This window comes from Microbulbifer sp. ARAS458-1 (assembly GCF_045348205.1).
Taxonomy (GTDB): Bacteria; Pseudomonadota; Gammaproteobacteria; order Pseudomonadales; family Cellvibrionaceae; genus Microbulbifer.
Map to the genome: position 1 here is coordinate 690079 of NZ_CP155838.1, position 15209 is coordinate 705287.

Consider the following 15209-nt stretch of genomic DNA (forward strand, 5'->3'; position numbering starts at 1 on the left):
TCACTGGGTGCGGCTTTTCAGGACCGCTGTGAACCCATCCCTGGGCGCTGCGGCGCAAACATCCTGTTTGCGACGCTCCTGAAAAGCCGCACCCAGCACTCCACCTTCTTTCGAACCCAATTCACTTCGTAAGAACTTTCCTGGTCCACTAACGAAGTCCATGGGTCATGAGAAGGCAAAGTGCCGGGTATTCGTTTTCGAAAGCGTCGGCGACAGGACGTCGCCGCCGCAGCGCCCAGGGATGGGTTCACAGCGGTTTCGAAAACGAATACCCGGTGATTTGCCGCCACGGCCGAAGAATAAAACGAACCCCACAACCCAAAGACCCCGAAAACCCCCAACTACACTAAAAGCATCGGAATCCAAGGAACCCCGCCGATGCATAAACCTCGCCTGCAGCTCCAGGCTTCCTTCGATATCGCCTATCTCCAGTACCTGGACAAACAGGGCCGGGAGACACAGCCCCTGCCCGAGTTCGCCACCCCCGACTGGCTCACCCACTGCCACCGGCAAATGCAGCTGGCCCGGCTGGTGGATGATCGCGCGGTAAAACTGCAGCGCACCGGCTGCCTCGGCACTTATCCCTCCACCCTCGGCCAGGAAGCCATCGGCATCGCCACCGGCAATGCGCTGATGGCCGAAGACGTCTACTGCCCCTACTACCGGGAAACCGGCGCCCTGCTCGAGCGCGGCGTGGCAATCGAAGAAATCCTCGCCAACTGGGGCGGCGACGAGCGTGGGCAGAATTTCCAGCACGCGCCGAAGGATCTGCCCATCTGCGTACCGATCGCCACCCAGATGCTGCACGGGGCCGGTGTGGCCTTTGCCCTGAAATATCGCCACCAGCAGCAGGGCATTCCTCTACAGGTAGCGGTTGCCAGCTCCGGCGAAGGCGCCACTTCCAAGGGGGACTTCTACGAGGCCATGAACCTCGCCGGGGCGTGGAAGCTGCCCATGGTGTTTGTGGTGAACAACAACCAATGGGCCATATCAGTGCCGCGCGCCGCGCAAACCGGTACCCAGACCATCGCCCAGAAAGCCATCGCCGCCGGTATTCCGGCGCTGCAAGTGGATGGCAACGACGTGGTGGCCGTTGCCTGGGCGGTGCGGGACGCAATGCAGCGGGCGCGGCAAGGGGAAGGTCCGGCGCTGATTGAGGCTATTAGTTACAGACTCTGCGACCACACCACCGCTGATGACGCCAGCCGCTACCGCGGTGCCGAAGAGCTGGAGCAGGCCTGGCAGTGGGAGCCGGTCAAGCGGCTGGATACCTATTTACGGGATCAGGGCCTGTGGAGCGATGCCAAGCAGCAGGACCTGGACCGCGAGCTGGCACAGATTATGGAAGCGGCGCTGAATAACTGGGAATCCCGCGCGCCGGAACCGGTGACCGCCATCTTCGATCATCTCTACGCGCAATTGCCGGAAGGGCTGTACGAGCAGTACGACCAGTTGCGTGACGAACAGCAGGGCACGGTGATTGGGGGAAAGGGTTAGATGGCGGAACAAAACAGTGCGATCACCCTGGTGGAAGCGGTCACCCAAGCGCTGGCCTACGAGCTCAAAAATAACCCGGAAGTGGTGGTATTCGGGCAGGATATTGGTGCGAACGGCGGCGTATTCCGGGCAACGGACGGACTGCAGAAAACCTTCGGTGCAGACCGGGTGCTGGACACCCCACTGGCCGAAACCATGATCGCCGGCATTGCCGTGGGCATGGCCACCCAGGGACTTCGCCCAGTGGCCGAGTTCCAGTTTATGGGCTTTATCTACCCCGGCCTCGATCACATCCTCAGCCACGCCGCGCGCATGCGCAATCGCACTCGCGGCCGCCTTAGCTGTCCCATCGTCTACCGCGCGCCCTACGGCGGCGGCATTCACGCGCCGGAACATCACAGTGAAAGTACCGAGGCGATTTTTGCGCATATTCCCGGTCTGCGGGTGGTGGTGCCCTCGTCTCCCGCGCGGGCCTATGGCCTGTTGCTGGCGGCCATCCGCGATCCGGACCCGGTGATCTTTCTCGAACCCAAGCGCATCTACCGCGCGGCCAGACAGCCGGTACCGGACGACGGCGAGGCCCTGCCCTTGGATCGCGCTTTTGTCCTGCGCGAGGGCAGTGATCTCACCCTGGTGGCCTGGGGCGCAAGCGTCCGCGAGACTCTCGCTGCCGCTGAACAGTTGGCTCGCGACGGCATAGAGGCGGAAGTCATCGACCCCTCCACGCTGAAACCGCTGGATATCCACACCATCATCGACTCCCTGGAGAAAACCCGCCGCTGCGTGGTGGTCCACGAAGCCGCGCGCTTTGGTGGTCTGGGGGCGGAGATCGCTGCACAAATTCAGGAATACGCCTTCGACCTGCTTGATGCACCGGTGCAGCGGGTTACCGGATACGACACGGTGATGCCGTACTACCAGCTGGAAAATGCCTATCTGCCCGGCGTCGAGCGCATCCTGGCGGGCGCCCGCTCTGCGCTCGGCTATGTCCGTGATGGGGTTCGTGACGGTGTTCGCGCAACCGGAGCGGAGGGAGGCCGATGAAGATCTTCAAGCTCCCCGACCTGGGTGAAGGCCTGCCGGATGCGGTGATTCGCGAATGGCATGTGGACGAGGGTGACAGCGTCAAAGCGGATCAGACCCTGGTGACCGTGGAAACCGCCAAAGCACTGGTAGAGGTTCCCTCCCCCTATTCCGGCACAGTGGAAATCCTGTTTGCCGCGGAAGGCGAGACACTGGAAACCGGCCAGCCGCTGATCGGATTTGCCGGTGCGGAGCCGGGTTCAGCGCCAGAGCCGGAAAGCAAACCTGCAAGTGAACTCAACAGCGACAGCGGCACCGTGGTGGGCAAGATTGAACAGGGCAGCGAGGCTCTGGCTGTAGAACAGCGCCCCATCGCCAACCGCCCCCGCTGCGCCACCCCGGCGATCCGCGCCCTCGCCCGCCGGCTCAAGGTTGATCTGGCCGATCTGCATCCGTCCGGCGCCCGCTTCAGTGAAGCGGAAGTACGCGCCGCGGCGCGCGGTGAAAACCTGCCGCGCTGGAGCGAAAAAGCGGATAAAAGCGACGAAACCGTCGTTAAAGAGCGCAAAAAATCCCCAACCGAATCCAGTGAAATGGCCCCCGCTCGCCGCGCTATGCTGCTGGCCATGAATCGCGCCCGCGACCAGGTCTGCCCCATGACCCTGTTCGACGAAGTGGATATATCCGACTGGCCCAAGGGAACCAGTGCCACCTTGCGCCTGCTTAAGGCAATCGCGCTCGCCGCTGCGGACGAGCCAAACCTCAATGCCCACTTTGAAAACGATGTGTTGGAGCCGAAATCTCCGGTCAACGTAGGTCTGGCGGTGGACGCCCCCAAGGGCCTGTTCGTGCCGGTGATCAAAGACGTCGGCGCCCTAGGTGAAGAGAAATTGCTGGAAACCATCGCCCGCTTCAAACAGCAGGCCAATGAAGGTGCCATCCCGCAGCAGGATCTACAGGGCGCCACCATCCACCTCTCCAATTTTGGCAGTCTGGCGGGCCGCTTCGCCACCCCGGTGGTGGTGCCGCCACTGGTGTGTATCGTCGGCGCCGGCCGCGCTCACAAGGCGGTACTGCCCCACAAAGGGAAGGCCCGGGGGCGCAAACTGTTGCCCCTGTCGATAACCGCCGACCATCGCGCGGTTACCGGCGGTGAACTGGCCAGATTCCTGAAAGCCGTAAAAGCCCACCTCAGCAAAAGTCAGGTGTGAACTTCAGTTTCGGTTTGCTATGCTTAAATTACGAAACGAAACTTAAGCGAGCATGTCCAAACGCTCATGTCCAAGCGTAATACCCAACAGCGCCGCCATCAGATACTCAGCCAGATCAACGAAGCCGGTGAAGCCAGTGTCGAAGAACTGGCGCGCCAGTTCGAAACCTCAGAAGTTACGATACGAAAGGATCTGGCGGCCATGGAAGACAACGGCCTGCTGCTGCGCCGCCACGGCGGCGCCATCCCCCTGCCCCGGGAACTGGTGGCCGAAGATCCCCTGTCCCAGACCAAACGCGCCATTGGCCGCGCCGCCGCCGAGCTGATCCGCGACCACAACCGCATCGTCATCGACTACGGCCGCACCACCACCGGCCTGATTCCCGAGCTCAACCACAAGCGCGGCCTTGTCGTCATGACCAACTCCCTGCACGTCGCCAACCAGCTGCGGGAACTGGAAAACGAACCCACCCTGCTGATGACCGGCGGCACCTGGGATCCCCACTTCGAAGCCTTCCAGGGCCAGGTCGCCGAACAGGTCCTGCGCGGCTACGACTTCGACCAGGCCTTTATCGGCGCCGACGGTATCGACCTAGAGCGCGGCACCTGCACCTTCAACGAGCAGATCGGCCTGTCCCGCGTCATGGCCGATGTCGCCCGCGAAGTGGTGGTGATGGCGGAGTCCAGCAAGGTGGGGCGACGGATTCCGAATCTGGAATTGAGCTGGGAAATGTTCGGCACATTAGTGACCGATAGCGGCATCGACGAAAAAGTTTGTGCGCAACTCGAAAGCAGAGGACTGCGAGTCATCTGCGCGGAAGTGAATTAAAGAAAACAGAGATTATTAAATACTCTGAAATTTGACGAGAAGGCGGCGATGCCGGGTAAGGGTGGGCGAGACCTTCTAAAACAGGGATGTTTTAGAAGAGCCCCCATGGACGGGTTCACGGCGTGTCTCGCCCACCCTTACCCGGCAGCGCCGCCGCCACCGGACTAAAACCCGGAGGCACAAACAAAAGAGGTTAAAGATTATGTGTGGAATCGTAGGTGCCCTGGGCCAAAGAAACGTAACCGGAATCCTGTTGGAAGGACTGCGCCGACTGGAATACCGCGGCTATGACTCCGCCGGTGTGTGTCTCGTCAACGGCGACGGCAAACTGCAACTGCGCAAAACCCAGGGCAAGGTCGCCGACCTGGAATCCGCCCTCGACGACAGCCCCACCGCCGGTCAGCTCGGTATCGCCCACACCCGCTGGGCCACCCACGGCGTCCCCTCGGATAAAAACTCCCACCCGCACGCCTCCGGCAACTTCGCCCTGGTGCACAACGGCATCATCGAAAACTATCAGGAACTGCGTGACGAACTCATCAGCAAAGGCTATGAATTCCAGTCGGAGACCGACACCGAAGTCGTCGTCCATCTGATCCACGAGCTCGCCAAAGACAACCGCGACCTGCTGCAGGCCGTCTCCGCCGCCACCGAAAAACTCCACGGCGCCTACGCCCTCGGGGTGGTCTGTTCCACCGAACCCGAGCGCCTGGTTTGCGCCCGCCTCGGCAGTCCCCTGGTGATCGGCGTCGGCTATGACGAAAATTTTATCGCCTCCGACCCCATGGCCCTGCAACAGGTCACCGACCGCTTTATTTTTCTGGAAGAGGGTGACATTGCCGAAGTCACCCGCGACGGCATCGCCATCTGGGACAAGACTGGCGAAGAGGTCAGCCGCCCGGTGAACAAACTGCAGGGCGGCCACGACGCCGCCGACAAGGGCCGCTACCGCCACTATATGCAGAAGGAAATTTTCGAGCAGCCTAAAGTGGTCGAAGCCACCATGGCCGGCCGCATCGGCGAACATTCGGTACTGTCCCAGGCCCTCGGTACCGCCGCCAACGAAATTCTGCCGCAGGTAAAACAGGTACAGATCGTCGCCTGTGGTACCAGCTACCACGCCGGCCTCGTTGCCCGTTACTGGATCGAAGACTGGGCCGGCGTCCCCTGCTCGGTCGAAGTCGCCAGCGAAATCCGCTACCGCAAAACTGCCGTGCGCCCGGGCACTCTGTTTGTCACCATTTCCCAGTCCGGCGAAACCGCCGATACCCTCGCCGCACTGCGGCAGGCCAAAGAGCTCGGCTACCTCGCCTCCATGACCATCTGCAACGTACCCAACAGCTCGTTGGTGCGCGAATCCGAACTGCACCTGATGACCGAAGCCGGCCCGGAAATCGGCGTCGCCTCTACCAAAGCCTTCACCACCCAGTTGGTCGCCCTGCAGATATTCTGTATTGCACTGGCCAAAGCCAACGGCATGAGCAGCGAGCGCGAAGCGGAACTCATTGATGCCCTGCACCAGCTTCCGAAACTGATGGAAAAATTCACCGGCCTCGACGCTCTGGTAAAAGCCACCAGTGAAGCCTTCGCGGAAAAAAATCACGCACTCTTTTTAGGTCGCGGCGTCGAATACCCAATCGCCCTCGAAGGCGCCCTAAAGCTAAAGGAGATTTCCTACATCCACGCCGAAGCCTACCCCGCCGGCGAACTTAAACACGGCCCGCTGGCCCTGGTAGATGCAGACATGCCGGTCATCGTCGTTGCACCAAACGATGAACTGCTGGAAAAACTGAAATCCAACCTGCAGGAAGTACGTGCTCGGGGTGGCGAACTGTTTGTATTTGCCAGCCCACAATCGGGCTTCAACAGTGAGGCAGGCGTAACCGTAGTGGAAGTCCCGGAAGCGCCGGAAAGCCTGTCTCCTATTTTATATACGGTTCCACTGCAATTATTGAGTTACCACGTGGCCCTGCTGAAAGGTACCGACGTGGATCAGCCGCGAAATCTGGCTAAATCGGTTACGGTGGAATAATTCAAAAATTTATTTCGTGAAATATGGGTCGCTATTGCGGCCCATATTCGTTTTACAATTTACAAAATAAAAGAATGAAACCATCGTTCCATTTATTTTATTTCAGCCTATATTCGCTCAAAAATAGATGCTTCTGCCTTCTGATTATTCTCGATAATTAATCAAAAAATAATAAGTACTCTGGTGCTAACTAGGCGTAATTTCGTGTAATTTTCACCTTAAAAATAAGGGTGAAAATATCAAGGAATAAATACGCGCCAGTAATTTAAGCAATTTTCAGTAAATCCACTGGTGCAACTTTCTGCGTCACAGCCATTTCTGTTAAGGTCGCCAGCTGTTTTGTACCGCCCTCACCCATGCGGTAATAGAAATCACATCTGGTCGGGCTGGAAGCCCAATAGCTGCCTACACGGAGAGTGCAATGCCACGCGCTATTTTCTTATTCTTTTCCCTAAGCGTTTCCCTGCTGCTTTCAGCCCAGCAAGCCTGGTCCGCCGATGGCCGCGCAGACTACGACCTCGATGACGACGGCCTGATCGAGATCGACGACTGGTCCGACCTGGATGAAATCCGCAACAACCTCGATGGCACATCACTTTACGGCAGCAGCGAAGGCTGCCCTGCAGAAGGGTGCATTGGTTTCGAGCTAACCACGGAACTGGATTTTGATACCAATGGGGATGGGGTGCTTGATAGCAGTGATACTTTTTGGAATGAGGGTGAGGGCTGGCAGCCAATTGGAAGTAGCTACGAAAACGCGTTTACCAGTATATTTCACGGCAACGGCTATCGTGTTCTGAACTTGATGATTGCACGCCCTAATGACAACCAGCAGGGTTTATTTGGCACTCTCAATACAGCTATCGTTAAGAATCTGGGCCTCGACGGGCCATTAATGGCCATTGAAGGGCGTCAAAGAGTGGGTGGCCTGGCAGGTCAGGTACACGAGAGCCTGCTCGTTGCGATCTACGTTCGTGGTTCTGTAACAAGTACTGATGCTAATGTGGGCGGATTGGTTGGTATCGGATTCAGTATGGAGATCACAGCCAGTTACACCACGGGTACCGTATTGGGTCGTTATAATGTTGGTGGTTTAGTCGGTCACAGTAAAGACTCTGAGATCAGTAGCAGTTTTGCAACAGGCTCCGTTTTCGGTGATGTTAATGTCGGTGGTTTGATTGGTGATGCTCTCGGTGGTCAGGTCGCAGCCAGTTTTTCCACGGTATATGTGTCCGCAGGCACAAGTGCAGGTGGGTTGATAGGGAAGGCATCTCGCACCTCTGTCACTACGAGCTATTGGGCAAAAGACGCATCGGGAATACCTGCTAGCGATGGTGGCACAGGGGTTACCCTGTTGGAGCTTCAGTGTCCCACCAACGCCGACAATACCTCTTGTGCCACTGAGACCCTGTATGAAGGCTGGTCCAGCCATCAGGATAGCACCGCCAACACCTTATGGGATTTTGGCACCGGGGTAGAGCTTCCCGGTTTGTATTTAAACGGCACCGTTTACCGCGATAGTGATGGTGATGGTGCCCTGGATGCTGCTGACGAATTTCCCGTGTTATTTGCGGCGAGTGTCGACAGCGATGGCGATGGCGCCATTGATCGCTGGACGCCAGGTTGCGATATTGACTGCCGTACGTCCAGCGGTCTGGTATTGGATCAATTTCCCGAAAGTGCAGCAGCCATTTTTGATGCGGATTGGGATGGTTTACCCGATCAATGGAATGACGGCTGCGATAGTACCTGCCAATCTACATCCGGCCTCACGCTGGATAGTTTCCCCAATGATACTGATAACGATGGCATCACCAATGACATCGACGATGATGACAATAATGACGGTATTGTGGATGCGGATGCGAATTCCAACGGCTTGATCGATGTAGCTTCCTGGGATGAACTGGATGCTATTCGCTATAGTCTGGATGGAGTCGGCCAGAAACTTACAGCTGAGAGTGGACTGGATAAATCGGGCTGTCCGCAAATAATAGTGGACGGTCTATTAAATGATCGCTGTCAGGGATACGAGCTTGTTGCCGACCTGGATTTTGATACCAATGGCGATGGTCTACTCGATGGGAATGACACCTACTGGAATGCGGGAGAAGGCTGGTTACCGATTGGTATTAATTCCAGCAATGCATTCAGCGGGGTCTTCCGCGGCAATGGCCATGTCATCCGCAATTTGATGATTGCTCGCCCTGATACTGATTATCAGGGGCTATTTGGTTATCTCAATAATGCCACTATCAAGGAGATGGGATTATCCGGACCGTTAACGGCTATCGAAGGACGGTATTCTGTAGGTGGTATTGCGGGACATGCTCTCTACAGTCAGATCACTGCTACCTATGTTAGCGGCTCGGTTAATAGCACTGAATCTAGCGTTGGCGGATTGGTTGGTTCAGCTAATGGCACTCAGATTACCGCCAGTTACGTCACCGGGTCGGTAAGCGGAACAAAATATGTTGGCGGTCTACTGGGGAATAGCGATTCTCGTAACGAGGTTGTAGCTAACGTTTCCACGGCCTATGTGTCAGGAGACTCCTTCGTCGGTGGATTGGTAGGCATTTGGGGCTCCACCAGTGCCAGTTATTGGGCTACCGACGCCTCCGGTGCAGACCGAAGTCGTGGTGGTGGTTCGGGGGTTACGCTCGCTGAGCTTCGCTGTCCTACAAGTGCTGATAACAATGACTGCGCCAGCACCACATTGTATACAGGCTGGTCTAGTTATACGGATTCCGAAGGCAGCGCATATTGGGATTTCGGCAGCGATTCCGAGTTTCCAGGCCTGCGATTGAAGGGCAGAGTTTTTCGAGATGGTGACGGCGACGGAGCACATGAGGTGGACGATGTGTTTCCCACGCTATTTGCCGCGAGTCGTGATAGCGATGGTGATGGCGCTATCGATCATTGGACATCGGGATGTGATACCGACTGCCGTACGTCCAGCGGTCTGGTATTGGATCAATTTCCCGAAAGTGCAGCAGCCATTGTTGATGCGGATTGGGATGGTTTACCCGATCGATGGAATGACGACTGCGATAGTACCTGCCAATCTGCATCCGGCCTCACGCTGGATAGTTTCCCCAATGATACTGATAACGATGGCATCACCAATGACATCGACGATGATGACAATAATGACGGTATTGTGGATGCGGATGCGAATTCCAACGGCTTGATCGATGTAGCTTCTTGGGTCGAACTGGATGCCATTCGACATAGTCTGGACGGAGTCGGACAGAAACTTACAGCTGAAAGCGCACTGGATAAAACGGGCTGTCCGCAAATTATAGTGGACGGTCTGTTACAAGAGCGCTGTCAGGGATATGAGCTTATTGCCGACCTGGATTTCGATACCAATGGCGATGGTGTACTCGATAGCAATGATACCTACTGGAATTCTGGTGAGGGCTGGCAGCCTATTGGCGATTGGGACTATCCATTCAAGAGTTTGTTTCAAGGCAACGGTCACCGGATCCAGAATCTGATGATCGCGCGCCCCAACCAGGATGATCAGGGCCTATTTGGCGTTCTCGAAAATGCTACCGTCAACGAGCTGGGCCTAAGCGGGTCGTTAATGGCCATTGAAGGGGGGGGCGTTGTGGGTGGTTTGGCGGGCTTCGCCCAATATAGTCAGATCTTTGCGACCTATGCCAATGGTTCTGTTACAGGCACTGGTGATTTGGTCGGTGGATTGGTTGGTGGTAGTTTCTACACTGAAATCACGGGAAGCTACACTACTAGCTCCGTTGCTGGTGATCAACGTGTTGGCGGTTTGATTGGTGATAGTGATTACACGAGGATTACCGCCAGTTACACAACGGGCTCCGCTTTTGGCAATGGAAAGGTTGGTGGTTTAGTCGGTGTAAGCACTAATAGTCACGTCGCAGGCAGTCTTTCCACCGCATTTGTGACCGCACGTGACCATGCTGGTGGTCTGATTGGGGACGCATATCAAACTCCTGTCACTACCAGCTATTGGGCGAAAGACGTATCGGGAATAACTACTAGCGACGGTGGCACAGGGGTTACCCTGGTGGAGCTTCAGTGTCCCACCACTGCTGACGACACCGGCTGTGCTACTGAGACACTCTATGAAGGCTGGTCCGGTTATCGGGATACCGACGTGAACAGCCTTTGGGATTTTGGTACTGTGAAAGAGCTTCCCGGTTTGTATTTAAACGGAGCCGTTTATCGCGATGGCGATGGTGATGGGGCTCTGGACACTGATGACGAATTTCCCAATCTCTTTGCGGCCAGCGTCGATAGCGATGGCGACGGCGCCATTGACCGCTGGACGGCTGGATGTGATGCCGAATGTCGTACCGCCAGCGGCCTGGTGCTGGACCAGTTCCCAGACTCTACAGCAGCCATAGTCGACGCCGACTGGGATGGTTTACCCGATCAATGGACCGAAGGTTGCGACAGCACCTGCCAATCCGATTCCGGTTTGACACTGGATAGCTTCCCCAGCGATACCGACAACGATGGTATCGAAAATCATATCGACGATGACGACAACAACGATGGTATTGTCGATGCGGATTCGAATTCCAATGGCTTGATTGATGTAGCTAACTGGGCAGAACTGGATGCCATTCGCTATAGCCTCGACGGCATAGGCCAGAAGCTCACGGCTGAAGGTGAGTTGGATACATCGGGCTGCCCTAAAATTCTGGTAAATGGCCTGTTCGAAGAGCACTGCCAAGGGTATGAACTTATTGCCGATCTGGATTTTGATACAAACGGCGACGGCGCCCTCGACAGCAACGATACTCATTGGAATGAGGGCCAGGGTTGGCAACCGATTGGCAGCAGTTCTAGTAACGCATTCAGCGGATTGCTTCAGGGTAACGGTCATGTAATCCGCAACCTGATGATCGCTCGCCCAACCTCGGACTATCAGGGGCTATTTGGCTATGCAATCAAAGCGAATATTAAGGAGCTTGGATTAACCGGACCGCTGATGTCTATTCACGGTGACGATTTCGTCGGTGGCTTTGCAGGTTATGGGAGTTACAGTCAGTTCAAAGCGGTGTATATCGCCGGTTCTGTTGCAGGCACCGACGATTATATTGGTGGTGTGGTCGGCTATAGCTACTACTCCGAGATCCGTAATAGTTATGTGACGGGATCCCTAGCTGGGGATGACGATGTAGGTGGTCTGGTCGGCCGAGCTATATACAGTCAACTTGGCGGCATCTTGAGCACAGCGCAAGTGTCCGCACGTTCATCTAGAGGTGGGTTAATAGGTTCCGGAATTAAAAATCAGATAAACAACAGTTATTGGGCAACAGATACCTCGGGTATAAACTACAGTTCCCAAGGAGGCACTTCGGCTACTCTCGCCGAATTGCAGTGCCCAACCAGTGCTGACAGCTCGACCTGCTCAGAAGTTACTCTTTATTCTGAGTGGTCAAATGCAATCAGTGATAACGGTAATAGCTATTGGGACTTTGGCTCCAATACAGAATTACCCGCTTTGGTGTTGAACGGCGCGGTTTATCGAGATGGCGATGGTGACGGCGCACTGGGCGACGATGACGCATTCCCTCAGCAGTTCGCTGCTAGCGTAGACAGCGATGGTGACGGTGCTCCGGACTTCTGGAAAGCCGGCTGCGAAGTCGACTGCCGCACAGCCAGTGGTCTGGTACTCGATCGATTCCCGGATAGTGGCGCGGCCATTATCGATACCGATCTCGATGGCATGCCAGATATCTGGAACGACGATTGCGACAGGGCCTGTCAGTCCGCCTCCGGCCTCACTCTGGACGACGACAACGACAACGATGGTGTGGCCAATACACAAGACGCCTTCCCGCTCGATGCCGCCGCAGCTGAGGATGCGGATAACGATGGCATGCCAGACGCTTGGTTGGCCGCCTGCGATAGCGTCTGTCAGTCTGCTTCCAGTCTCACACTGGATATGTCCCTGAACGACACGGACAACGATGGTGTCACCAACGATATCGACGAATTGCCAGCTAACCCGGCAGCGTCGGTTGATACCGATGGCGACGGCCAGCCAGATAGCTGGAACGATAATTGTGACAGCGCCTGTCAGTCTACCTCCGGGCTCATCTTGGATGATGACAACGACAATGATGGTGTAGCCAACGCTGACGATGCGTACCCAACGGACCCCGCGCGCGCCGAAGACGAAGACGCTCCGGAAATACTAAAGGCACCGGCGGCAATCAGCGTAGCGGCCACTGGCGAAAGCACTCTGGTCACCCTGAATGTGAATGAAGTTCAGGCCATCGATAATTTCGACAACGAGCTCGACTACCAGGTAGAGCTGAATGGCGAATTGCTTGCGATCAATGACGATCAGCAGGTGTCTGTGCCAAGTGGTGCCCTGAGTCTGGATTGGTTTGCGGTCGACGACGCGGGGAATCGCTCTGAGCCCCTGTCACAAACGGTCAATGTATACCCGCAGGTGCGCTTTACTCTGGATGAGTCCACGACCGGTGAAGATCGCGAGGCATCGGTGGCTGTGGAGCTGTCGGGCCCCTCCCCGGCCTATCCGGTTTCGATACTGGTCCATTGGGTGGAAGCAGACAGCACCGCGACAGCTGCAGATGTCGTGACCGAAGGCGAAAACGGTGTAAACCTGAGTGAGCTGCTCGTCACCATCGATTCTGCGGACGCACTGGAAAACGCTGCTGTGCGAATTCCAGTGGTAGGCGACGGTCTGCAAGAAGCGGACGAGGTACTCTCAATCGCGCTGGTTTCGGCAATCGCAGGTAGCGCCGATGCTTTTGCCATGCCAATTGACGACTCGCGCAGCAACCACCGCATGACGGTCACGGACAATAATGTGGCACCCACAGTGCAGGTAACGGGATCCCAGGCAGGAGAGAACGGCACGGTATTTATTAACGACGCCGGAGAGATCACGCTGACCGCCGTTGTTGAAGATGTAAATGGTGGCGATAGCCACAGCTATCAGTGGTATACCGAGGAGCTGCCGGTAACACCCGGCGATCAGGCTTCCTTCTCCTTTGATCCGGTATCGATGGCTCTCGGTGAGTACAGCGCACGCGTTGTGGTAACCGATGACGGCAATCCGATGCTGTCTTCCGAAGAAGAGATCTTCACCTTTACCTTGCAGGAAGCCGCAGCTCCCGACGATGGAGGAGCTGATGACGGTGGTTCGGATAGTGGCGACCAGGGTGACGGCGATACCGACAACGGCGGTGACGACGATTCTTCTGACGGCATCAGCACCGGCGGCCAGACTCCGGTAAATAACGGTGGAAGCAGTGGTGGTGGTTCCAGTGGCGGTAGTGTCGCCTTCTGGTTACTTTCTCTGCTGGCCCTGGGCGGTCTGTGGCGCCGGAGAGCGGCCTACTAAAGCAAATGCGATACGCGAAAAAGCCGGTGGTAACCCCACCGGCTTTTTCGTTTCTGGAAGGAGGCGATAATCGTCTACTTCAGTACGATGGAGGAAAAACTCACCCGGGCGTAATTGCCCTCTCGGAAATCTTCTTCCCATATCCCTGAACCGGCGCAGCCGGCATACCACATGCCCTGTTGATCTTTGCTGCTGCACTGGTTGTAGGCGCCCGCCTTGAAGTAAAACCAGTCGCCGCTGTAGCCTGCAGGGTTGTCCAGACTATCGACCTTGCCGAATGCATCCATATTGCTCGACAGGTCAATGGCGTACTCCACCCGCGGTTTGTTGGGTGCCTCAAATACCAGCTGCATGATATTGCCGACCACGTTGACCGTATAGCTGAACGACTCGTTGAGCTTGATGCCCTTCTGACCCGGGTTTTCCGCGGATTCCCAGGTGTTGCCCCACACCGGATAGGCGATATCGGTGCGGTTGGGATCGTCTTTTGCCAGGTTGCGCTCATAGGTCCAGAAAACCGAGCCGTACGCGTGGTTGGGGAATTTTTTGTAGTAGATCTTCAGTGGCTCGTTGCCGTAGCCAAAGCCTTGGCTGAGCAGGCTTTCATCCTTGCCCGCGTGTATCTGGCCGACCACGACAGAATACGCAGGGGGCTTGTCGGGATGCGCGGCATTCACCGCGACGTGATTGACCGCGAGAGTCGCGGAAAGATGTCCACCCACCGCACCAAAATTCGCTGCCTGAGGGTGCGCGGCCAGTGCAAAGTTGTTTCCCGGCGCTTTGGTCTTGGCGCCTTGCGGGTTAATCATCTGCCGCAGTTCACTGCGGGTATTGGTGGAGTTGGCTGTGGTGATGGCCTTGTTGGGGGCGGTAAATACGACCTCACCCCTGTCGTTTCCGTAAAAGAAACGCGGCTCATACAGGCGCAAAATCTGTGGCGGGCCTACTTCGTCAATTTTGCCATCACCGTTGCTGTCCATGGGCAGGGTGATTTTCCAGTGGCTCAGGTCGATCAGTGAACCTGGAACAACTTGGGCACTGTGTACGGCATCGTCGCGGGCCGTGTCGGGATGCTGCGGCTCGCTCTGGCAGGCGGACAACAACATACAGCTGGCGGCAATGGTGGTGAACTTGAGTGAAGAAGTGACGGAGGAAAAATAGTATTGAGTTTTTAGCATTACATCGACCGATATCAGATTACAGGTATTCAGACTGAGCGCCCGGTTTATATGAGCGCCTGGATAGAAAA

Annotated in this window: 7 protein-coding genes; 6 read left to right on the forward strand and 1 reads right to left on the reverse strand. The window is 56.4% G+C overall.

Going from position 1 to position 15209, the window contains the following annotated elements:
* Positions 1 to 378 precede the first annotated feature (378 nt).
* The 6 genes from pdhA to AAFH99_RS02770 all read left to right on the forward strand — a co-directional run bounded on the left by pdhA (position 379) and on the right by AAFH99_RS02770 (position 13960).
* On the forward strand, positions 379 to 1497 hold the full coding sequence (gene pdhA, locus AAFH99_RS02745) for a pyruvate dehydrogenase (acetyl-transferring) E1 component subunit alpha (protein ID WP_406828586.1): 1119 nt from the start codon (positions 379 to 381) through the stop codon (positions 1495 to 1497).
* Positions 1498 to 2541, forward strand: a complete 1044-nt coding sequence (locus tag AAFH99_RS02750) for an alpha-ketoacid dehydrogenase subunit beta (protein WP_051687257.1) — start codon at positions 1498 to 1500, stop codon at positions 2539 to 2541.
* Positions 2538 to 3731, forward strand: a complete 1194-nt coding sequence (locus AAFH99_RS02755; protein WP_406828587.1) for a dihydrolipoamide acetyltransferase family protein — start codon at positions 2538 to 2540, stop codon at positions 3729 to 3731. The genes AAFH99_RS02750 and AAFH99_RS02755 overlap by 4 nt, the downstream gene beginning before the upstream one ends.
* A gap of 66 nt (positions 3732 to 3797) precedes the next feature.
* On the forward strand, positions 3798 to 4559 hold the full coding sequence (locus AAFH99_RS02760; protein ID WP_406828588.1) for a DeoR/GlpR family DNA-binding transcription regulator: 762 nt from the start codon (positions 3798 to 3800) through the stop codon (positions 4557 to 4559).
* A 202-nt stretch (positions 4560 to 4761) separates the two neighbouring features.
* Complete coding sequence (gene glmS / locus AAFH99_RS02765; RefSeq protein WP_406828589.1) at positions 4762 to 6591, forward strand: glutamine--fructose-6-phosphate transaminase (isomerizing); 1830 nt, start codon at positions 4762 to 4764, stop codon at positions 6589 to 6591.
* A 421-nt stretch (positions 6592 to 7012) separates the two neighbouring features.
* Positions 7013 to 13960, forward strand: coding sequence for a GLUG motif-containing protein (locus AAFH99_RS02770; protein WP_406828590.1), 6948 nt, complete (start codon positions 7013 to 7015; stop codon positions 13958 to 13960).
* Positions 13961 to 14034: 74 nt separating this feature from the next.
* Here the strand turns inward: AAFH99_RS02770 and AAFH99_RS02775 are convergent, their stop codons facing one another.
* Entirely contained in the window at positions 14035 to 15138 is a 1104-nt protein-coding gene (locus AAFH99_RS02775) for a polysaccharide lyase family 7 protein (protein ID WP_406828591.1), read from the reverse strand.
* Between the last annotated feature and the right edge of the window lie 71 nt (positions 15139 to 15209).

Excerpts from the sequence above, each read along its gene's own strand:
- pdhA (WP_406828586.1), top strand. The coding sequence starts at position 379 with ATGCATAAACCTCGCCTGCAGCTCCAGGCTTCCTTCGATATCGCCTAT.
- AAFH99_RS02750 (WP_051687257.1), top strand. The coding sequence starts at position 1,498 with ATGGCGGAACAAAACAGTGCGATCACCCTGGTGGAAGCGGTCACCCAA.
- AAFH99_RS02755 (WP_406828587.1), top strand. The coding sequence starts at position 2,538 with ATGAAGATCTTCAAGCTCCCCGACCTGGGTGAAGGCCTGCCGGATGCG.
- AAFH99_RS02760 (WP_406828588.1), top strand. The coding sequence starts at position 3,798 with ATGTCCAAGCGTAATACCCAACAGCGCCGCCATCAGATACTCAGCCAG.
- glmS (WP_406828589.1), top strand. The coding sequence starts at position 4,762 with ATGTGTGGAATCGTAGGTGCCCTGGGCCAAAGAAACGTAACCGGAATC.
- AAFH99_RS02770 (WP_406828590.1), top strand. The coding sequence starts at position 7,013 with ATGCCACGCGCTATTTTCTTATTCTTTTCCCTAAGCGTTTCCCTGCTG.
- AAFH99_RS02775 (WP_406828591.1), bottom strand. The coding sequence starts at position 15,138 with ATGCTAAAAACTCAATACTATTTTTCCTCCGTCACTTCTTCACTCAAG.